The sequence below is a fragment of the Kitasatospora sp. NPDC005751 genome (genome assembly GCF_040630835.1).
Taxonomy (GTDB): Bacteria; Actinomycetota; Actinomycetes; order Streptomycetales; family Streptomycetaceae; genus Kitasatospora.
On the sequence record NZ_JBEXYC010000005.1, the window covers coordinates 153,558 to 175,513 of the forward strand.

At 75.6% G+C, this 21,956-nt stretch carries 9 protein-coding genes; 3 read left to right on the forward strand and 6 right to left on the reverse strand.

What is annotated here, in order from left to right; all coding sequences use genetic code 11:
* Window positions 1-168 precede the first annotated feature (168 nt).
* The 4 genes from sbnB to ABZ497_RS08045 all read right to left on the reverse strand — a co-directional run bounded on the left by sbnB (window position 169) and on the right by ABZ497_RS08045 (window position 3,983).
* On the reverse strand, window positions 169-1,182 hold the full coding sequence (gene sbnB, locus ABZ497_RS08030; protein WP_359803964.1) for a 2,3-diaminopropionate biosynthesis protein SbnB: 1,014 nt from the start codon (window positions 1,180-1,182) through the stop codon (window positions 169-171).
* A complete protein-coding gene (gene sbnA, locus ABZ497_RS08035; RefSeq protein ID WP_329486327.1) occupies window positions 1,176-2,195 on the reverse strand; it encodes a 2,3-diaminopropionate biosynthesis protein SbnA in 1,020 nt (339 codons plus the stop codon). The genes sbnB and sbnA overlap by 7 nt, the downstream gene beginning before the upstream one ends.
* A 205-nt stretch (window positions 2,196-2,400) precedes the next feature.
* Window positions 2,401-3,735 (reverse strand): MFS transporter, encoded by a 1,335-nt coding sequence (locus ABZ497_RS08040; protein WP_359803965.1) that lies wholly within the window; start codon window positions 3,733-3,735, stop codon window positions 2,401-2,403.
* Window positions 3,736-3,767: 32 nt separating this feature from the next.
* Entirely contained in the window at window positions 3,768-3,983 is a 216-nt protein-coding gene (locus ABZ497_RS08045) for an MbtH family NRPS accessory protein (RefSeq protein ID WP_329486323.1), read from the reverse strand.
* A gap of 190 nt (window positions 3,984-4,173) precedes the next feature.
* Between ABZ497_RS08045 and ABZ497_RS08050 the strand changes: the two genes are divergently transcribed.
* From ABZ497_RS08050 to ABZ497_RS08060, 3 genes are read left to right on the forward strand one after another with little or no spacing between them, the layout of a single operon-like run.
* Window positions 4,174-5,205: a TauD/TfdA family dioxygenase gene (locus ABZ497_RS08050; RefSeq protein WP_352291402.1), complete on the forward strand. Its 1,032-nt coding sequence runs from the start codon at window positions 4,174-4,176 to the stop codon at window positions 5,203-5,205.
* On the forward strand, window positions 5,192-11,671 hold the full coding sequence (locus ABZ497_RS08055) for an amino acid adenylation domain-containing protein (RefSeq protein ID WP_359803966.1): 6,480 nt from the start codon (window positions 5,192-5,194) through the stop codon (window positions 11,669-11,671). Before ABZ497_RS08050 ends, ABZ497_RS08055 begins: the two co-directional genes overlap by 14 nt.
* Window positions 11,668-18,891, forward strand: a complete 7,224-nt coding sequence (locus ABZ497_RS08060) for an amino acid adenylation domain-containing protein (protein ID WP_359803967.1) — start codon at window positions 11,668-11,670, stop codon at window positions 18,889-18,891. The genes ABZ497_RS08055 and ABZ497_RS08060 overlap by 4 nt, the downstream gene beginning before the upstream one ends.
* A 455-nt stretch (window positions 18,892-19,346) precedes the next feature.
* Here ABZ497_RS08060 and ABZ497_RS08065 read toward each other — a convergent pair whose 3' ends face one another.
* Together ABZ497_RS08065 and ABZ497_RS08070 are read right to left on the reverse strand one after the other, a co-directional pair.
* A complete protein-coding gene (locus tag ABZ497_RS08065) occupies window positions 19,347-21,644 on the reverse strand; it encodes a lantibiotic dehydratase (protein ID WP_359803968.1) in 2,298 nt (765 codons plus the stop codon).
* Window positions 21,645-21,655: 11 nt separating this feature from the next.
* Window positions 21,656-21,916, reverse strand: a complete 261-nt coding sequence (locus ABZ497_RS08070; RefSeq protein WP_329486317.1) for a phosphopantetheine-binding protein — start codon at window positions 21,914-21,916, stop codon at window positions 21,656-21,658.
* Window positions 21,917-21,956: the final 40 nt, after the last annotated feature.

Consider the following 21,956-nt stretch of genomic DNA (forward strand, 5'->3'; position numbering starts at 1 on the left):
ATCATCGTACCGGCCCACGGCTCTGACCTGCGACGACCCGGTTTCCGGTCGGTGGGGCGCACCCCCGGGTGTCCCGCGGCGCGCCCCGCCGCCGGGCCCGCCCGCCCCCGGGCCCCGGGCCGCCGCCGGCCGAGCGGCGGTCCCGGGGCCCCGGCGGCGCCGGTGGCGTCACCCGGCGGCGGCTCCGGCGCCCTCCGGCAGGAATCCCGCCACCCGGGTGCCCAGCCCGCGCTCGCGTGCCTGCCGGTGGACCAGGCCCGCCAGGGCGAGGTCGAGCGCGCCGAGCCCGAACGGCGAGAAGACGGTGACGCCGTCCTCGGTGCGCCGGTAGGGCTGGTCGGCGCGGAGCACGGCGCCGAGCGAGGTGGAGATGAAGTCCCGGTTGCCGACCAGCTCCTCGGCCAGGTGCAGGGACGTCCGCTCCCGGCAGACGTGGTCGGCGTCGTCGACCACGTTGACCGCGCCCAGGATGCTCGCGGCGGTCAGGTCGCGCAGGGACACGTGCAGCACCAGGGTGCCCGGCCGGCAGGCCTCGGTGGTCAGGTGCGGGGTCCCGGCGGTGGTGGCCAGGCAGACCAGCCGGTGGGCGGCCATCGCGTCCTCGGCCGACTCGGCGACGGCCGTCTTGAGCCCGGGCCAGCGGGCCTCGCAGCGGGCGGCGAAGGCCTCCGCGCGGGACCGGTCGAGGTCGAACACGGTGACGGTGCCGAGGTCCGGCAGGACGGCCCGGAGGTAGTTCAGGATCTCGAAGCCGATCACGCCGCAGCCGATCAGGGTGGCTCCGGTCTCGGGGGTCTCCGAGGTGAGGACGGACGCGGCGAGGGCGGCGCTGGCCGCCGTCCGCCGGGCCGAGATCAGCGAGCCCTCCAGCAGGGCCTCCGGGTGCCCGGTGGCCATGGAGTTGAGGATCACCGCGGCGGAGGCGCGCTCCCGACCGGCGGCGGTGTTGCCGGGGAAGGAGGAGATCCACTTGATGCCCGCCACCGGGACGTCCTCGCCGAGGTAGGCGGGCAGCCCGATGATCCGGTTGCGCGGGTCGTCGGGGAAGCGGAGGAACACCGAGTGCGGCAGGGCCGTGCGGCCCCGGTCGTGCAGGACGTAGGCGCGGCGGACGGCCGCGACGACCTCGCTCTCGGCACCGTCGAGGACCTGCCGGACCTCCCCTGCTCCGAGGATCAGCATGGTGCCACCTTCATCGCGTACTCCTTCTCCTTCCACAGGTGGGACACGTCGCCGAAGTGGCGGGCGACCCATTCGTCGTTGTAGATCGTGTCGAGGTACCGCTCGCCGCGGTCGGGCAGGACGACCGCGCAGCGCGAGCCGGCGGGGATGCGGTCGGCCATCAGGTCGATCGCCGCCACCAGCGCGCCGGACGAGCCGCCGGCCAGGATGGCCTCGCGGCCGGCGAGCCGGCGGCAGCCGACCACGCATTCGAGGTCGGTCACGTGGACGACCTCGTCGGCGAGGCCGTCGCGGTAGAGCGCGGGCCGGACGGCCGCGCCGTGGCCCGGGATCAGCCGGGAGGTCGGGACGCCGCCGAAGATGGCGCTGCCCCTGGCGTCCACCGCGACCACGGTCACCGGCAGGCGCAGTTCGCGGACCTGCTCCGCGCAGCCGCGCAGGGTGCCGCAGGAACTCGTCGCGCAGAACAGGTAGTCGATCCCGCCGGGGACGGCGTCCAGGATCTCGCGCATCGTCCGCCGGTGCGCCTGGGGGTTCAGCGGGTTGGCGTACTGGTTGGGCCAGTAGGCGCCGGGGATGCGGGCGGTCAGCTCGCTGATCCGGCGGATCCGGACCGGCAGGTACTCGCCGGTCACCGGGTCGGTCTCCTGGACCACCTCCACCTCGGCGCCGAGCGCCCGCATGATGGCGATGTTCTGGCGGTTGGTGCGCGGGTCCACCACGCAGATGAACCGGAGCCCGTAGTAGGAGCAGACCTGGGCGAGTCCGATCCCGAGGTTGCCGGAGCTGGATTCGACGACCACGGAGCGGCCGGGCACCAGCGCGCCGGTGCGGATCCGTTCGCGGAGCATCTCCAGCGCCGAGCGGTCCTTCATGCTGCCGCCGGGGTTGAACGCCTCCAGCTTGGCGTAGGTGGTGAAGTGTCGGCCCGGGGCGAGTTTGGCGAGTTCGACCAGCGGGGTGCCGCCGATCGTGCCGAGGACGCCGGCCGGCCGGTCGTCAGGTGCCGGCATGATGGCCTCGCCCCGTCGGATCGGGGCGCGGCCCGAGCATGGTGCGGAACACGCTAGTTCCTCCTGTCAGCACTGGATCGAGGGGTGGTCCGGCCGTCGCCGCCGGGGCCGGGGGTGTGGCCGCGGGGGAGCGCGGGGACCGGGGGAGCGGCCGGGGCGAGGGCCGCCGGCGGAGCGGTACGGCGGCGGGGGTGGCGCCGTCGGGTCACGGGTTCGCCGGGCCGGGCACGGTGCGCACCGTGCGGGCGACCGAGGCGGCGACGGCGAGCAGGACCATCCAGCCCGCCAGGGCCACCGCGGCGGTCCGCGCGCCGGCCGAGTCGAGCAGCAGGCCGCCGAGCAGCGAGCCGATCGGCAGGGCCCCGTTGGACAGCGTGCTCATCGCCGCGAGCACCCGGCCGCGCAGCCGGTCGGGGGTGATGCCCAGCTGGTAGCTGCCGAGCGCCACGTTCCACAGCGGCCCGACGAACCACATCGCCGCGTAGGCGGCGGCGAGCGTGAACGGGTCGCGGCTGACGGCGATCACCACCATCAGCACGGCCCAGGCCCAGTTCGCCGCGATCACCAGGGCGCTGAGGCCCAGGCGGCGGGCGCACCAGGGGGCGGCCAGCGAGCCGGCGAGCCCGCCGGCACCGGCGACCCCGACCATCAGGCCGACCCCGGCCGAGGACGCGCCGACGTCGGTGGCCAGCACGATGGCGACCAGGAACAGCGCCCGGAACATCAGGTTGCTGCCGGCCACCAGCAGGGTGGTGGTGCGCAGGAAGGGGTGCTTCCAGAGCCACCCCAGGCCCTCCCGGACCTGCTCGCGCATGGTGCCGGTGCCGGCGGACCGCTCGGCCTCGAACTCCTTGCGGATGAACAGCAGGCCGGTCAGCGAGACCAGGTAGGTCAGCGCGTCGGCGACGAACGGCACGGCCCGGCCGAGCCCGAACAGGATGCCGCCGAGCGGCGTGCCGAGCATCACGGCGCCCCGCCCGCGCGCCTCGTTGCGGGACAGCGCCAGCGAGAGCTGGCCCGGTGCCACGACGTTGGGGACGGCCGCGTGCGCGGCGAGGCCGTGGAAGACGGTGAGCGCGCCCTCGGTGAACCCCACCACCAGCACCAGCGGGAGGCTGAGCAGGTCGAGCGCCGCCGCGCCGGCGATGACCGCCGCGCCGAGCGCGCGCAGCGCGTCGCACCAGATCATCAGCCGCCGGCGCGGCCAGCGGTCCACCAGGGCGCCGGCCGGCAGTTGGAGCAGCAGGGCGGGCAGCAGCGCGACGAAGCCGGCGAGCCCGGCGTCGAACGGCGAGCCGGTGAGGGCGAGGACCAGCAGCGGGTAGGCGATGGTGGTCGCGGTCGAGCCGAGCAGGGAGACGGCCGAGCCGCCCCACAGCAGCAGGAAGTCGCGGTTGCGGTGCAGCGGGACCACGGCTTCCGTTCCGGCCGCGTCCGCCGGGCCGGGTGGATCGGTCGCGTCCGCCGGAGCGGGTGGATCGGGCGGGTCCGGCGGCCGGGTCTGCTCGTCCGCCGGAGCCCGCGTGTCGGGGCTGGTCATCTGTCACACACCTCGCGGGGCCGGACCGGCCGCTAGCCGGCCGCCCGCTCCATCTGGCGGCGCAGACTGAGCGGCCGCATGTCGGTCCAGACCGTGCCGATGTGGGTCAGGCAGTCGGCCCTGGTGCCCTCGGTGCCCTCCGCGTACCAGCCGAGCGGGAGGTCCCGGTCGGCGGGCCAGACGGAGTACTGCTCCTCGTCGTTGAGGACGACGCGGTAGGTGCGGTCGTCGGTGTCTTCCTCGGCCACGACGGGCCTCCCTCGGGTGAACTGCCGCGTCACGCACCTCACGTGACCGGTGGCGGCGCCAGCGAGCCTGCCGCACCGGCCCGGTCCGGCTGCAGAGAAGGAGGCGCAGTCACCGCGACGCCAAGCCTGCCGCCGTGACTGCCGGTTGTTCTCTCCGGGGAGCGGCCGCCGGGCGACGACGCTGAGGCGCATGACTGCGAACCCCTCCATACGGCCCGCGCCGGCGGACCGACCCCGGGAGAACGGCGCGGGCTCCGTCCTCCCCCTGACGGTGCCGGCCGACACTCCCGGCATGCCCCTGGCCGAGTACCTCTCGGCCGCCCGACCGTTCGTCCGCGGCCGGCTGCTCGAACACGGCGCGGTCCTGCTGCGCGGGTTCGGCGTCGGCGGGGTGGACGGGTTCGAGGCGGCGGTGCGGGCGGTGTCCGGCTCGCCCCTGGCCTACGCCGAGCGGTCCTCGCCGCGCAGCACCATCAAGGGGCAGGTGTACACCTCGACCGACTACCCGCCGAGCGAGGAGATCTTCCTCCACAACGAGAACTCCTACCAGGCCGACTGGCCGATGACCCTGTTCTTCCACTGCGTCGAGCCGCCGGAGACGCTCGGCGCCACCCCGCTCGCCGACACCCGCCGGGTGTACGAGGCGATCGACCCCGCCGTCCGCGAGGAGTTCGCCGCCCGCGGCTGGATGGTGGTGCGCAACTTCTCGGACGGCTTCGGCGTGCCGTGGCAGCAGGCCTTCAACACCTCCGACCGCGCCGAGGTCGACGCCTACTGCGCCCGCAACGGCGTCGCCACCGAGTGGACCGCCGACGGCCTGCGCACCCGCGCCCGCCGCCGGGCGGTGCACCGCCATCCGGTGACCGGCGAGACGGTCTGGTTCAACCACCTCACCTTCTTCCACGTGACCACGCTCGGCGAGGAGGTGAGCTCGGCGCTGCGCGAGATGTACGACGACTCCCAGCTGCCGACCAACACCTACTACGGCGACGGCCGGCCGGTGCCGGACGAGGTCATCGCGCACCTGCGCGCCTGCTACCGCGCCGAGTGGCGCCGCTTCGACTGGCAGCGGGACGACGTCCTGCTGGTGGACAACATGCTGTCGGCGCACGCCCGCGAGCCGTTCACCGGTCCGCGCCGGATCGCCGTGGCCATGGCCGAGCCGTACTCGGCCGCCGTCAGCCCCGACTCGCTCCTGGAGGCGTCCGATGCCCACCGGTGACAGCGGACTCCCGCTCTCCTACGCCCAGGAGCAGCTGTGGTTCCTGGACCAGCTGCGCTCCGGCGCCTCCACCGAGTACCTGATGTGCGAGGCGTTCCGGATCCGCGGCCCGCTCGACCTGCCGGTGCTGGAGGCCGCGTTCACCGAGGTCGCGGCGCGGCACGAGGTGCTGCGCTCGCGCTACGGCACCGAGGGCGGCACCGGGGTGCAGTACGTCGACGAGCCCGGCCCCGTGCCGCTCGCCGTGCTCGACCTGACCGGGGTGCCGGCGGACGGCCGCGAGGCGCGGGTGCGCGAGCTGCACGCCGCCGAGTTGCGCGCCCCGATCGACCTGCGCGCCCGGGCGCCCTGGCGGCTGACCCTGGCCCGGTTCGCCGAGGACGAGGCCGTCCTGCTGGTGACCGTCCACCACATCGCCTTCGACGGCTGGTCCTGGGGCATCCTGGCGCGCGAGCTGCACGAGCTCTGCGACGCCTTCGCGGCCGGGCGGCCGTCGCCGCTGGAGCCCGTCCCGGTGCAGTACGCCGACTTCGCGCAGTGGCAGCGCGACACCTGGGCCGCCACCCCCGAGCGGGCCGAGCGGCGGCGCGGCTACTGGCGGGAGCGGCTGGCCGGCCTGGAACCGCTGGAGCTGCCCACCGACCGCCGCCGCCCGGCGCAGTGGGACCCGGCCGGCGACAGCGTCCCGTTCACCGTGCCGGCGGAGCTGGCGCAGCGGCTGGCCGCGCTCGGCCGGGACGGCGGCGCGACGCCGTTCATGGTGCACCTGGCCGCGTTCCAGCTGCTGCTCGCCCGCTGGTCCGGCGCCCGCGACGTGGCCGTCGGCGTCTCGGTCTCGGACCGCGACGAAGTGGCCCTGGAGCCGCTGGTCGGCATGTTCCTCAACACGCTGGTGCTGCGGACCGACCTGTCCGGCCGGGGATCCTTCCTCGACCTGCTGGCGCGGGTCCGCGAGACCACCCTGGACGCCTACGAGCACCAGGACGTGCCGTTCGGCTGGGTGGTCGCCGACCTCGCGCCCGAGCGCGACCTCTCCCGCAACCCGGTGTTCCAGGTCGGCTTCGCGCTGCACAACGCCGAGCGCCGCCCGCTGCGGCTGCCCGGGCTTGACGTGAGCAAGGTCGAGGCGGCCACCGAGCACTCCGCGTTCGACCTCTCGCTGCACCTGTCCGAGCTCCCCGACGGCTCGTTCGCGGCCCGGCTGATCTACCCGACCGCGCTCTTCGACCGGGCCCGGATCGAGCGGATGGCGGCGAGCCTGCTGCGGCTGCTGGCGGCCGTCGCCGAGCGCCCGGCGGCCCCCGCCCACACGCTGGAGACCGTCCCCGACGCGGAGCTGGCCGACCTCGCCCGCTGGAACCGCACCGAGACCGGGCGCCCGCGGCAGTCGCTGGCCGAACTGTTCTTCGCCCAGGCACTGGCCACCCCGGACGCGGTCGCCGTGGTGTCCGGCGCGCGGCGGACCGACTACGCCGCTCTCGCCGACCGGGTCCGGCGGCTCGCCGGGGTGCTGCGCTCGCGCGGCGTCGGCCGGGAGAGCCCCGTCGGCGTCGCCCTGCACCGCGGCACCGACCTGGTCGCCACCCTGCTCGCGGTGCTGACCGCGGGCGGCGTCTACGTGCCGCTGGCCCCGGAGCAGCCGGCCGAGCGGCTGGCCCACCTGGTCGCCGACGCCGGGGTGGGCCTGCTGGTCACCGAGGAGTCCCTGCTCGGCCAGCTGCCGCCGCACCCGAACACGCTCGTCCTCGACCGCGAGGGCGGCGAGGGCGGCGAGGACCCGGCGGGGGCGCCGTCGGCGGACCTCGAACCCGCCGGCGCCACCGGCGCCGAGGCCGCGTACGTGATGTACACCTCCGGCTCCACCGGCCGGCCCAAGGGCGTGGTCGTCCCGGAGGCCGCGATCCGCAACCGGGTGCTCTGGTCCGTGGAGCGCTACGGCCTCGGCCCCGGTGACCGGGTGCTGCAGAAGACCACCATCGGCTTCGACGCCGCGGTCTGGGAGTTCCTCTCCCCGCTGGTCTGCGGCGCCACCGTGGTCACCGGCCCGCGGGACGCCCACCGCGACCCGGCGGTGATGGCCCGCGCCGTCGCCGAGCACCGCGTCACCGTGCTCCAGGGCGTGCCCTCGATGCTGCGCCTGCTGCTCGACGAACCGGCGCTGGCCGACTGCGACGCGCTGCGCGTGGTCTGCTCGGCGGGCGAGCCGCTGCCCGCCGAACTCTGCGCCCGGCTGCGCCGGATCGTCGACGTCGAGGTGGTCAACACCTACGGCCCCACCGAGTGCGCGATCGACTCCACCGCCTGGCCCTACGACCCGGCCGAGCCCGGCGAGCAGGTGCCGATCGGCCTGCCGCTGCCCAATGTGCGCACCTACGTGGTGGACGCCGAGGACCGTCTGGTGCCGGTCGGCGTCGTCGGCGAACTCTGCGTCGGCGGCATCGGTCTGGCCCGCGGCTACGCCGGCCGCGGCGACCTCACCGCCGACCGGTTCGTCCCGGACCCGTTCGCCGCCGTGCCCGGCGCCCGCCGCTACCGCACCGGCGACCTGGTGCGCCGCCGCGCGGACGGCGCGCTGGAGTACGTCGGACGCGTCGACGACCAGGTCAAGATCGGCGGCGTGCGGATCGAGCCCGGCGAGATCGAGGCGCTGCTGGCGACCGACCCCTCCGTGGCCGCCGCCGTGGTGGCCGCCCACCGGTCCGGCACCGGCGACACCCGGTTGACCGCCTACGTGGTGGCCGCCGCCGGGGCGCGGATCGAGCCGGACGGGCTGCGCGCCCGGCTGGCCGCCGCGCTGCCGGAGGCCATGGTGCCGTCCGCCGTGGTCGAGCTCGACGAGCTGCCGCTCACGCCCAACGGCAAGGTGGACCGCCGCCGGCTGCCCGCCGCCGAGCCGGAGCGCCCGGCCGCGCGGGCCTGGGAGGCCCCGCGCACCGACGCCGAGCGGACCGTCGCCGCACTGATGGCCGAGGTGCTGGACGTCGAACGGGTCGGCGCGCACGACGACTTCTTCCTGCTCGGCGGCTACTCGCTGCTCGCGATCAAGCTGGTGCTGCGGCTGCGGCGCGCGTTCGGCATCGAGCTGACCGTCGGCGAGCTGTTCCACGCGCCGACCGTCGCCGGGCTGGCCGCCCGGATCGACGGCGCCGCGGCTACCGGCCCCGACACCGGGGCGGACGCCGTCCGCCCCGTCGGCCGGGACCGCCCGCTGCCGCTCTCCTTCGGCCAGCAGCGGATGTGGTTCCTCGACCAGCTGGAGCCCGGGAGCCACGAGTACGTCGTCCCGCTGGCGCTGCGGCTGACCGGCCCGCTCGACACCGCGGCGCTGCGCGGCGCGCTGGACGCGCTCTCCGCCCGGCACGAGGTGCTGCGCACCCGGTACCGCTCCGAGGGCGGCGACCCCGTCCAGGTCGTCGACCCCGCCGGGCCGGTCGACTTCACCCTGACCGACCTGTCGGCCGGGCCGGACGCCGCGGCAGGGGCCCGCGCCCTGGTCGACGAGCTGGCCCGCTCCCCGTTCGACCTGGCCCAGGGCCACCCGCTGCGGGCGACCCTGATCCGCACCGCCCCCGAGGACCACCTGCTCGTCCTGACCCTGCACCACATCGCTTTCGACGCCTGGTCGACCAACGTCTACCTGCGCGAACTCGACCTCGCCTACCGGTCCTTCACCGAGGACGCGCCGGCCCTGCCGGCCCCCGAGCCGGTCCAGTACGCGGACTTCGCCGTCTGGCAGCGCGAGCAGCAGGACGCCGGCCGGCTGGACCACCAGCTCGCCTACTGGCGCGACCGCCTGGGCGGCCTGACGCCGGTCGAGCTGCCCACCGACCGGCTCCGCTCGGCCGTCCGCGACTCGCGCGGCGCCAACGTGGTCGTCGAGGTGGCGCCGGAGGTCGGCCGGGCCGTCACCGAGCTGGCCGGCCGGCACGGCGCGACCCCGTTCATGGTGCTGCTCGCCGTCTTCCAGGTGATGCTGCACCGCTACACCGGCCTCGACGACCTCGCGGTCGGCACCCCCGTCGCCGGGCGGACCCGCCAGGAGACCGAGGACCTCGTCGGGTTCTTCACCAACAACCTGGTGATCCGCAACGACCTGGCCGGCAACCCGGCCTTCCCGGACCTGCTGGACCACGTCCGCGGCTCGGTGCTCGACGCCTTCGCCCACCAGGACGTGCCGTTCGAGCACCTGGTCGACGCGCTGCGCCCGGAGCGGGACCTCTCCCGCAACCCGCTGTTCCAGGTCATGTTCGAGCACCAGCACCTGGCCGGCGTCCCCGCCCGGCTCGGCGCGGCCGCCGTGGAGCCGGTCCGGGCCGGCCTGGAGATCGCCAAGTTCGACCTCACCGTGACCGTCAAGGAACGCGGCGGCCGGATGTACTGCTGGTTCGAGTACGCGACCGCGCTCTTCGACCGGGCGACCGTCGAACGGATGGCCGGCCACTACCTGACCCTGATCGGCAGCGTCACCGCCGCCCCCGGAGCCCGGATCGGCGACCTCGGCATGCTCACCGACGAGGAGCGGCACACCGTCCTCACCCGCTGGGCCGACCCGGCCGGCGGGCGGGCCGCCGAGCTCGACCCGGTCGAGGAGCACGGGCTCTGCGTGCCCGAGCTCTTCGCCCGGCAGGCCCGGCGCACCCCGGACGCGGTCGCCGTGGTCTTCGGCGACCAGCGGCTGAGCTACGCCGAACTCGACGCGCGGGCCGACCGGTTCGCGGCCCGGCTGCGCGCCCTCGGGGTCACCTCGGAGACGGTCGTCGGCTCCCTCCTGGAGCGCGGCGTCGAGGCGGTCGTGGTGCTGCTCGCGGTGCTGAAGGCCGGCGGCTCGTACGTGCCGTTCGACCCGCAGCACCCGGCCGAGCGGCTGGAGTTCATGCTCGCCGACGCCGGCCCGGAACTCGTGGTCACCACCGGGGCCTTCGCCGACCGGGTGACCGGCTCCCACCGGGTGGTGCTCGCCGACGGGACCGACGACGGGACCCGCACCGACGACGGGACCGCCGCCGGAACCGACAGCGCCGCCACCGGGGCCGAGCCGGTCCTGATCCGGCCGGAGAACCTCGCCTACGTCATCTACACCTCCGGCTCGACCGGCCGCCCCAAGGGCGTCATGATCGAGCACCGCTCCTACGCCCACCACTGCCGGGTGATCGCCGACCAGTACGGCATCGCCCCCGGCGAGCGGGTGGTCCTGCTCTCCGCCCTCACCTTCGACGTGGCGATGGACCAGATCGCGGCCACCCTGGTCGCGGGCGCCACCATCGTGGTCGCCGACCCGGTGTTCTGGACCCCGGCCGAGCTGCCGGTCCGGCTCGCCGAGCACGGCGTCACCGTCGTCGAGATCACGCCGTCCTACTACCGGGCCGTCCTGGAGTCCCCCGACCTGCACCTGCTGAGCGGGCTCAAGCTGATGAACGTCGGCAGCGACGTGGTCACCGGCCTGGACGCGCGGCGCTGGGCGCAGACCGGCCTGCCCGCCCGCTTCCTGTGCAACTACGGCCCGACCGAGGCCACCGTCACCTGCCTGCTGCACCCCGTCTCCGAGGTGCCGGCGCAGGGCGACGAGGCCTCGGCCCTGCCGCTCGGGCGGCCCGTCCCCGGCACCCGCGCGCACATCCTCGACGCCGACCAGCGGCCCGTCCCGGTCGGCGTCCCCGGCGAGCTGTACCTGGGCGGCGTCCGGCTGGCCCGCGGCTACCACCGCCGCCCGGAGCTGACCGCCGAGCGCTTCGTGCCCGACCCCTTCGGCGGCGAGCCGGGCGGGCGCCTCTACCGGACCGGCGACCTCGCCCGCCACCGGCCGGACGGCACCATCGAGTTCCTCGGCCGGATCGACCAGCAGGTCAAGGTCCGCGGCCTGCGCATCGAACTCGGCGAGATCGAGGCGGCGCTGGCCCGCCACCCCGCCCTCCAGGAGGCGGTGGTGACCGCCCCGGAGACCGCCCCCGGCGAACGCCGGCTGGCCGCCTACCTGGTCGCCCGGCCCGGCAGCCCGATGCCCGACGTGGCCGAACTCCGCGGCCACCTGCGGGCGCTGCTCCCCGAGTACATGATCCCCGCGCTGTGGGTGCCGCTCGACGCGCTCCCGCTGACCGCCAGCAAGAAGGTCGACCGCAAGGCACTGCCCGACGCCTCCGCCGCCCTGGCCGGCGGGGCCCGCGAGCACCTGGCCCCGCGCGACCCCGCCGAGGAGGCGGTCGCCGCGATCTGGGGCGAGGTGCTGGGCGTCGAGCGGATCGGCGTCCAGGACGACTTCTTCGCCCTGGGCGGCCACTCGCTGCTGGCCACCCGGGTCCTGGCCCGGCTCCGCGAGACGTTCGCCGTCGAGCTGCCGCTGCGCCTGCTGTTCGAGGCCACCACGGTGGCCCGGCTCACCGAGGCGGTGACCGACGCCGTCGAGGCCGAGATCACCGCGCTCACCGACGAGGAAGTGGCGGGCCTGCTCGCCGAGGAGGGGCACCGATGACCGACACCACGGACCGCACCCGGCTGCGGCAGGAGCTGCTGCGCCGGCGCCTCGCCGGCCGGGCGGGCACCGCCCCGGCCGAGGGCATCGCCCGGGCACCGCGCGGCGGCCCGCTGCCGCTCTCCTTCGCCCAGCGCCGCCTCTGGATCCTCGACCGGCTCCAGCCCGGCAGCACCGAGTACCTGGTGACGGCCTCGCTGCGGCTGACCGGCCCCCTCGACCGGGCCGCGCTGCGGACCGCGCTCGACGGGATCCAGCACCGCCACGAAGTCCTGCGGACCAGGTACCCGGTGGTCGACGGCGAACCCGTCCAAGTGGTCGACGCGCCGAGCGTCGTGCCGCTCACCGAGGAGGACCTGAGCACCCTGGACCGGGCCGCCGCCGACGCCCGGCTGGCCGACCTCGCCACCGGCGCCCGCCGTCCGGTGGACCTCGCCGAGGGCCCGGTGCTGTCCGCCGTCCTGGCCCGGCTCGCCCCGCGGGAGCACGTCGTCCTGCTGACCGTCCACCACATCGCCTGCGACGGCTGGTCCGAGGACCTCCTGGTCGGCGAACTCGCCGAGCGCTACGACGACGCCGTCGCCGGGCGCCCGGCCCGCACCCCGGACCTGCCGGTCCAGTACGCCGACTACGCCGTCTGGCAGCGCGAGCGGCTCTCCGACGGGGCGCTCCGGCGCCGCCTCGACCACTGGAACGAGCGGCTGGCCGCACTGGCGCCGCTGGAGCTGCCCACCGACCGGCCCCGCCCGCCGGTGCGCGACGCGGCCGGCGCCCTGGTGCCGCTGGTCGTCCCGGCCGCGACCGCCGGACGGCTGACGGCGCTGGCCCGGGACCACGGCGCCACCCCCTTCATGGCTCTGCTGGCCGCCCACGCCGTCCTGCTCGGCCGCTGGAGCGGGCAGCGCGACGTCGCCGTCGGCTCCCCGGTCGCCGGGCGCGACCGCGCCGAGGTGCAGGACGTCGTCGGCCTCTTCCTCAACACCCTGGTGCTCCGGGTCGACCTGGCCGGCCCGCGGACCTTCGCCGAGCTGCTGTCCCAGGTCCGGGAGACCGCCCTGGACGCGTACGGCCACCAGGAGGTGCCGTTCGAGCGCCTGGTCGAGGAGCTGGCGCCCGAGCGCGACCCCGCCCGGACACCGCTGTTCTCCTCCATGCTGCTGTGGCAGGACGCCGCCGGCGCCTCCACGCCCGCGGCCATGGGAGGCCTGACCGTCGAGCGGCTGCCGGTCGGCGAGAGCACCGCCAAGTTCGACCTCACCGTCGGCCTGGCCGCCCAGCCGGACGGCTCGCTCGCGGGCGGCGTCAACTACGCCTCCGCGCTGTTCGACCGGGCGACGGCCGAGCGGTTCGCCGCCCAGTTCACCCAGCTGCTGGAGCACGCCGTCGCGGAGCCCGACACCCCGCTGGACGAGCTGGAGATCCTCCCCCGGGAGGAGCGCGAGCGCCAGCTGCTCAGCTGGAACGCCACCGGCCGCGGCTACCCCACCGGCACCCTGCCGCTGCTGTTCGAGGCGCAGGTCGCCCGCACCCCGAACGCCACCGCCCTGCGGTTCGAGGGCGCCGAGCTCAGCTACCGCGAGCTGGACGTCCGGGCCAACCAGCTCGCCCACCACCTGCGCCGGCTCGGCGTCGGCCCCGAGTCGGTGGTCGGCGTCTGCCTGCACCGCGGCGCCGACCTGGTGGTCGCGCTGCTCGCGGTGCTCAAGGCCGGCGGCGCGTACCTGCCGCTCGACCCCGACTACCCGGCGGACCGGCTCGCCTTCATGCTGGCCGACTCCGGCGCCCTCGCCGTGGTCACCGACCCGGGGCTCACCCCGCTGGTGACCGGCGGCGCCCCGCACCTGGTGGACATCACCGCCGAACTGCCCGGCGGCTGGGGCCACGACCCGGTCTTCGCGGCGGCGCCCGAGCACCCGGCCTACCTGATCTACACCTCGGGTTCGACCGGCCGCCCCAAGGGCGTGCTGGTCGAGCACCGGGCCATCGTCAACCGGCTGCACTGGATGCAGGAGGCCTACGGGCTCGACGCCGACGACCGGGTGCTGCAGAAGACCCCGTACAGCTTCGACGTCTCGGTCTGGGAGTTCTTCTGGCCGCTGATCACCGGTGCGACCCTGGTCCTGGCCCGCCCCGGCGGCCACCGCGACCCGGCCTACCTCGCCGAACTGATCGGCACCGAGCGGATCACCACCCTGCACTTCGTACCGTCGATGCTGCGGGCCTTCCTCGCCGAGCCGCTGCCGCCGCTGCCCTCGCTGCGCCGCATGGTGTGCAGCGGCGAGGCACTGCCCGCCGAGCTGGTCACCGCCGTGCACGAGCGGATCGGCTGCGACCTGCACAACCTGTACGGGCCCACCGAGGCCGCGGTCGACGTCACCGCGATCCGCTGCGAGCCGGGCCGGCCGGTCACCATCGGCCGCCCGATCTCCAACACCCGCACCTACATCGTGGACGCCGCGCTGCGCCCGCAGCCGATCGGCGTGCCGGGCGAACTCCTGCTCGGCGGGGTCCAGTTGGCCCGCGGCTACCTGAACCGGGCGGAGCTCACCGCCGACCGCTTCGTGCCCGACCCCTTCGCCACCGAGCCCGGCGGCCGGCTCTACCGCACCGGCGACCTCGCCCGGTACCGGGCGAACGGCGAGATCGAGTACCTCGGCCGGCTCGACCACCAGGTGAAGATCCGCGGTCAGCGGGTCGAACTCGGCGAGATCGAGGCGGTCCTGGCGCAGGCCCCCGGCGTCGCCGCCGCGGCCGTCGCCGTCCACGACGACCAGCTGGTCGGCTACCTGGTACCGGCCGGGGCCGACGTCGAGGCGGCCCGCGAGCACCTGCGCGGACGGCTGCCGGAGCACATGCGCCCGGTGCACTGGACGACGCTGGAGACGCTGCCGCTGACCCCCAGCGGCAAGACCGACCGCAAGGCGCTGCCCGCACCCGACCGGACCCGCTCCGAGCTGGTCGGCGCGTTCGTCGCCCCGCGCAGCGCCCTCGAACAGACCCTCGCGGACGCCTTCGCCGCCGCCCTCGGCGTCGACAAGGTCGGCGTGCACGACGGCTTCTTCCAGCTCGGCGGCGACTCGATGCGCGCCATCCGGGCCGTCGGCGCGCTGCGCGACCAGGGGCTCGCCCTCTCCGTCCAGGACGTCTTCGCCCGCCAGACCGTCGCCGAGCTGGCCCCGCTGGCGGCCGACCGGCCGGCCGCCGGCGCGGCCGAGACCGCCCTGGTGGGCCGGTTCGAGCTGCTCGACCCGGCCGACCGCGAGCGCCTCCCCGAGGGCCTGGCCGACGCCTACCCGATGGGCCAGGTCCAGGTCGGCATGGTCTACGAGATGCTGGCCGACCCCGAGCGCAACACCTACCAGAACGCCAGCACCTTCCAGATCGTCGACGACGGCCCGTTCTCCGCCGAGGCGCTGAACGGCGCGGTCCGGCTGCTGATCGAGCGGCACGAGATCCTGCGCACCTCCTTCGACCTCTCCGGGTACTCCGAACCGCTCCAGCTGGTGCACGCGGCGGACGACCTGCACCTGGAGATCGGCGTGGACGACCTGCGCCACCTGCCGGCCGAGGAGCAGCAGGCCGCCGTCCGGCGCTTCCGCGCCGAGGCCCAGCGCACCCCGTTCGACGTCGGGCGCGCCCCGCTGCTGCGCTACCACGCCCACCTGGTCGGCGACCGGGAGTGGCTGCTGACCCACGTCGAGTGCCACGCCATCCTGGACGGCTGGAGCCACCACTCCGTCATCGGTGAACTGCGCGCCGCCTACCGGGAGCTGGCCGCCGGCACCGGCGCCCCGGCCGCGGCGCCGCCGGAGGTCCGCTACGCCGACTTCATCCAGCTGGAGAAGCGCGCCCTGGCCTCCCCGGCGGACCGGGAGTTCTGGCGCGGCCGGATCACCGGCCACGACCGGCTGCGGCTGCCCGCCGACACCGCCCCGGCCGAGGCGCACCTGCCCGCCACCGAGGTGCGGCTGCCCTGGGCGGCGCTGGAGCCGAAGCTGCGCCGGCTCGCCGCCGACACCCAGAGCTCGCTCAAGACCGTCCTCTACACCGCCCACCTGAAGGTGCTCGGCCTGCTCAGCGGCCAGCGCCGGTTCCTCGCCGGGGCGGTGACCAACGGCCGGCCCGAACTGCCGGGCGGCGACCGGGTCCGCGGCATGTACCTCAACACGGTGCCGTTCGCCGTGGACCTGCGGGCGCCGAGCTGGCGCGAGCTGGTGCGCTCGGTGTTCGCCGAGGAGCTGGCCCTGTGGCCGCACCGCCGCTACCCGCTGCCCGCGATGCAGCGCGAGTGGGGCGGCGGCGAGCCACTGGTCGAGGTGGTCTTCGCCTACCTGGACTTCCACGTGCTCGACGAGCACCGGTCGGACATCGGCACCGTCACCGACCACAGCCCGAACGAGTTCACCTTCGACGTCTGGACCTTCCCCGGCGAGCTGCGGATGACCTGCCGCCCCGGCTGGGTCGGCCGGGAGCGGCTGGCGGCGATCGGGGAGACCTTCATCGCCGTGCTCACCGCGATGGCCGAGGACGCCGACGCCGACCCGCAGGCCTTCCGGGCCCCCGGCCTGGACCGGCCGGGCGCGACCGCCCCCGCCACCCGCCCGCTGCCCGAGGTCTGCGTGCCCGAGCTGGTCGCGGAGCGCTCCGACCCGGACGCGATCGCCCTGGAGGACGCCGAACGGAGCCTCACCTACCGGGAGGTGGACACCGGCAGCAACCAGCTGGCCCACCTGCTGCGCGGGCTGGGCGTCGGCCCGGAGACGCCGGTCGCGATCTGCCTGGACCGCGGCGTCGAGGCGGTACTGGCCATGCTCGGCGTGCTCAAGGCCGGCGGCTACTACGTCCCGCTCGACCCCGCCTACCCGGACGCCCGGATCGGCTTCGTGCTGGACGACGTCCGCGCCGACGTGGTGATCTGCCGGCCGGAGGACACCGACCGCCTCGCACGGATCGCCGACCTGCGCTGCGTCCCGCTGGACGCGGCCTGGACCGGCCTCGCCGTCCTGCCGGAGACCCCGGTCGAGGCGGGCACCCACCCCGACAACCTGGCCTACGTCACCTACACCTCCGGCTCCACCGGCCGGCCCAAGGGCGTCCAGGTCACCCACCGGGCCGTGGTCCGGCTGGTGCACGACCCCAACTACGCCGACCTCGACCCCGGCCAGGTGCTGCTGCTGCACGCGCCGCTCGCCTTCGACGCCTCCACCCTGGAGGTCTGGGGGGCGCTGGGCAACGGTGCCCGCCTGGCGGTCTGCCCGCCCGGGGCGACCACCGCCGCCGAACTGGCCGAGGTGCTCCGCCGGCACCGGGTCACGCTGCTCTGGCTCACCGCCGGCCTGTTCCAGCACATGGTGGAGACCGAGCCGGCCGCGCTGGCCGGGGTGCGGCAGGTGCTGGCCGGCGGCGACGCCCTCTCGCCCGCGCACGTGCGCACCGCCCTCGGCCACGGCGTCGCGCTCACCAACGGCTACGGACCCACCGAGTGCACCACCTTCAGCACGGCGCTGCGCGGGGTGACCGGGGCCGACGCCGACCGGGGGGTGCCGATCGGCGTGCCGATCACCGACACCCGCGTCCTGGTGGTCGACGACCACCTCGACCCGGTGCCGTTCGGCGTGGCCGGTGAACTGCTGGTCGGCGGCCCCGGGCTCGCCCGCGGCTACCTCGGCCGCCCCGACCTCACCGCGGACCGCTTCGTGCCGGACCCGTCCGGCGAGCTCCCCGGCGCCCGCTTCTACCGGACCGGGGACATCGTCCGCCGCGACCCCGACGGGACGCTGTCCTTCGTCGGCCGCCGCGACAACCAGGTGAAGATCCGCGGCCACCGGGTGGAACTCGCCGAGGTGGAGGCCATGATCGGCGGCCTCGCGCCGGTCCGGGCGGCCGCGGCGGCCGTGCACCCCGGACCGGACGGCCAGAAGCGCCTGGTCGGCTACGTCGTCCCGGAACCCGGGTCCGGCCCGCTGGACGTCGCCGCGCTGCGCGAGCAGCTCCGGCGGCGGGTGCCCGACTACCTCGTCCCCGGCGCCTGGGTGGAACTGCCCGCACTCCCGCTCACCGCCCACGGCAAGATCGACCGCGCCGCGCTCCCGGAGCCCTCCGGGCCCGCGCCGACCGCCGGCTCCGCGGCGCCGCGCACCGCCACCGAGCGGGCCGTCGCCGAGGTCTGGGCCGAGGTGCTCGGCCTCGGACAGGTCGGGGTGGACGACGACTTCTACCTCCTCGGCGGCCACTCGCTGGCCATCCTGCGCATCACCGCCCTGCTGCGCGAGCGGCACGGAATCGACCTGACCGTGCGCTCGTTCGTGGCGGACCCGACCGTCGCCGGGCTGGCGGCGGCCGTCGACGCGGCGGCGGCCGGCGAGCCGGTGGAGGCGCTGGTCTGGCTCCGCCGGGAAGGCAGCCGGCCGCCCCTGTTCTGCGTGCACCCCGGCGGCGGCAGCGCCCACTGGTACCGCCCGCTGGTGCCGTACCTCGACCCGGACCAGCCGGTCGCGGCCTTCGCCTGGCCCGGCCTCCAGGCCGAGAACGGGCAGCCCGTCCCCTCCACCGAGCAGATGGCCGAGCGCTACCTGGCCGAACTGCGGGCCGCCGCCCCGCAGGGCCCGTACCGGCTGTTCGGCTGGTGCGGAGGCAGCGGCATCGCCAGCGAGCTGGCCCACCGGCTCACCGCCGAGGGCGAGGAGGTCACCTTCGTCCTGCTCGACCCGGGGCTGGACAACCACGAGCGGCCCGAGCTGTGGAAGGAGTACCGGCTGATCGAGAGCTGCGTGGCGAAGCTGACCGAACTGGCCGCCGCCCCGGCCGGGCAGGACACCTCGGCGCTCCGCGGGGAGACCCTGGCGCTGCTCGAACACCTGGTGGACGACGTCGACCCCGAGGTCGGGATCGTGCTGCCGGAGCACGGCGCCGGCGAGGTCTGGCTGCCCTCCGCCCGGATGTGGCGGGAGGTCATGGAGATGTGCCTGACCTACCGTCACCGCAACTACCCCGGGCGGCTGAACCTGATCGCCAGCGACGAACTCGCCGACGGCGAGCACGAGGTGGCCTCCGGGCAGGACTTCGGGGAGTACCTGACCCGCTGGCAGGAGCTCACCGGCGAGGTCGCCCTGCACCGGATCCCCGGCGACCACTTCGGCGTCATGAAGCCGCCCCACCTCGGCCGCCTGGCCGAGACGATCACCGCGATCCTCGCCGACGGCGGAGCGAGCACCGGCTGACCCCGGGGGAGGGAACCACCGCGAGGGCGGGGGCGCACACAGCGCCCCCGCCCTCGCGGTTTCGCCGTGTCCGGGCCGGGCCCGGACGGCCTCCACCCGTCGGCGCGGGGCGGGGTGGGCCGCGCCGCCGCGGTCGCTCCACCAGGGTGAGGTCCCGTCCCGGGCGCCCCGTCCCGGGAGCCCCGTCCCGGGCGCCCCGTCCCGGGAGCCCCGCCCCCGGCGCCCCGTCCCGGGAGCCCCGTCCCCGGCGCTCCGGGCGCCGGCTCTCGGGCGCCGGGCCGGGTACACCCCGCCGCCGGCGGCCCGCCCCCGCCCCCGGCCCCGCCCTGGTTCCCGACAGCCCGCGTGGGACGGCCGCGCGCGGCGCCCCGCGTCGGCCGGACACACCACCGACCCGGGCCGGGCTCCTGGGGGAGCCCGGCCCGGGTCGGTGGTGCTCGGGTGGTGCGGGTCGGTCAGTCGGTCACCGCGACGAGGCGCAGTTCGGAGGTGTAGCGGCGGCCCTGGTCGTCGGTGAGCCAGGCCTGCTCCGGCGTGGGGAACATCTCGGTGACGGTGAGCCGGGTGTCCGGATCCTTGCGGGCCAGCCGGCGGGCGGCCTTGGCGAGGATGTTGACGTAGACCGGGCTGTCGAAGTCGACGAAGAACGGCCGCGGTTCGGTGGGGGAGACCACGAAGACGAAGCGGGGCAGCTCGTTCGCGTCCTGCCAGTGCCGGGCCCGGACGAACCGGCGCGGCTCGGTCTTCTCGTCCGCGAAGTCCAGCGTGGAGCCGATGAACCGCCAGGTCTCCCGGGCCACCACCATCTTGTCGATGGTGATCCGGGGGGAGTGGTCGGCCTCCGGCAGCAGCCGGAAGCGGTCCATCACCAGGGTGGTCAGCACGTGCGAGAAGACCTCGACGGCCGGGAACACGGCGCCGTCCGGCAGCACCACGGTCAGCCGGCCGTCCCGCTGCTCCACCACGGCGTCGGCGCTCGGCGCCGTCCGGTCGCGGTGCGGGTCGGCCGTGTTGTCGAGCAGGGCGACCTGGTAGTCCTGCGGGCGGACCAGCGCGTGCCGGATCCGGGCGGAGAGCCGGGCCTTGTGCTCCTTCGGCAGCAGCGGCATCAGCCGCGGCGCCGGGTGGTCGCGGTCGGTCCGGTCGAACAGCTCCCGGCGGTCCGGGTGCTGGTTGACGAACAGCTCGTTGCCGAGCGTGTTCGAGGCCAGGTGCAGCTCGCCGAGGGCGAGTTCGAACTCGCCGCGGTCGATCGCCGCGGTGTCCTCCGCCGCGATCATCATGTCCGGGCTGATGTACCGGGCGGCGGTCCAGCCCGCGGCGGCGGCCGGCCCGAAGGCCTCCGCCACCCGGTCGGCGAGGTCGGCGCCCGCGACGTTGACCCGGCGCACGCCCTCCGTGGACGGCAGGATCCGCTGCCAGCGGCGTTCGAACTCGGCCTGCAGCTCGGCGGCGTCGGCCCCCGCCGCGCCGTGCAGCACGGGCATGCAGGCGAACCAGAAGGTGGCGAGGTCCACCGGGCGGTCGGCGTCGGTCTCGGCGCGCAGCTTCCCGTACACCGCGGCGACCCGCTCCGACACCCGGGCGGCCAGCGCGGCGGCGAGCCAGGCGGCGCCGTCCATCAGCAGTTCGAGCGGGGCGAGCGCCTCCAGCACCCGGCTGCCGAGCGTCACGTGGGCCGCACGCCGGCAGTCCTGGTAGACCACCGCGCGACCGGGCGCCGTGGTGCCGCTCTTCTCGCGCTTGGCGGCCGCGTCGGTCACCCGCTGGAAGGTCTGCTCGACCTCGGTGAGGGCGGCCACCAGGCGCTCGGGGTCGTCGGCCGCGGCCCGGACGGCCTCGCCGGCGCGCTCCAGCTCGTCGAGCCGGGCGAGCGCCTCGGCGCGCACGGCGGGTTCGCCGATCCGCTCCAGGGCGGTCCGGAGCCGGCGGTCCGGCCGGATGTCGGCGGGGAGGTCGAGCTGCCAGGTGATCCAGCGCCGCCGGACCAGCTCGTCGAGGAGCGCGGGGACGTCCGTCCCCGGGTCGGTCTCCTGCTGGATGGCGTGGGCGGTGCGGGTGCCGTCGCAGAGCCGCAGCACCCGCAGCGTCTCCGGCTCCACCGGGCGCGGCGGGCGGCCGGGGACGCGTACCGCGTCCTCCTCCAGCCGGACGAAGGGCACCCGGCGGGGCGCCGTCCAGACGCGTACCGCCGGGTCGGCGCCGATCTCGCGGGCCAGCGCGTCCATCGACCAGCTGGACCAGAAGACCTCCGAGGAGGCGATCAGCCCGGTGCCCGGGTCCATGGTGATGCCGGGCCGGTCGGGGTCGAAGGTGCCCCAGCCGACCGGGCCGAAGAAGCCGATGGTGTCGTTCTTGACGCAGAACCGCTGCCAGTAGTGGGCGACCAGCTCCTCGCGCTGGCGCTGCTTGAAGGTCCGGCCCTCGGTCGCGGGCGACCAGTTGAGGAACGGCCGGATCGCCGAGTCGAGCACCCCGCGGTTCTGCCAGGCGACCGCCGCGCGGAACGGCCCGGAGGCGGCGATCTCCTGCGCGTTCTCCGCCGCCCGGGCGGCGGACTGCGTGAACTCCTCCTCGAAGGCCTGCCAGGCGGCCCCGGAGAGCTTGTCCCGGGCCCCGAACTTGTTCGCGGCCGCCGCCAGGCCCTCCGGCGCCAGCCGGAGCACCCCATCGGCCGGGAACCCCGGGCCGCGCACCGCGACCTGGTCCCACAGCCGCCACCGGCCGCTCAGGGAGACGGATTCCTCGTGCATGCCGGTGCCCCCTAGGCCGAGGCGGGAGCGAGGGACAGGTCGTCGACGACGACCTCCGCGAGCTCCGCGGGGGACGGGTAGGTGAAGACCAGGGCGACGGCGATCTCGGCGCCGACCAGCTCCTGGAGCCGGTCGACGATCTGGAAGGCGGCGAGCGAGTCGCCGCCGGCCTCGAAGAAGTCGCTGTCGGTGTCCAGGCTGTCGTCGCCGAGCGTCTCGCGGTAGAAGCCGGCGATCTGCCCGGCGAGTTCGGCGGTGTCGATGGTGGTCATGGTGGGTCCTTCCGAAGGGGTGGGGTGTACGGGGAACGAG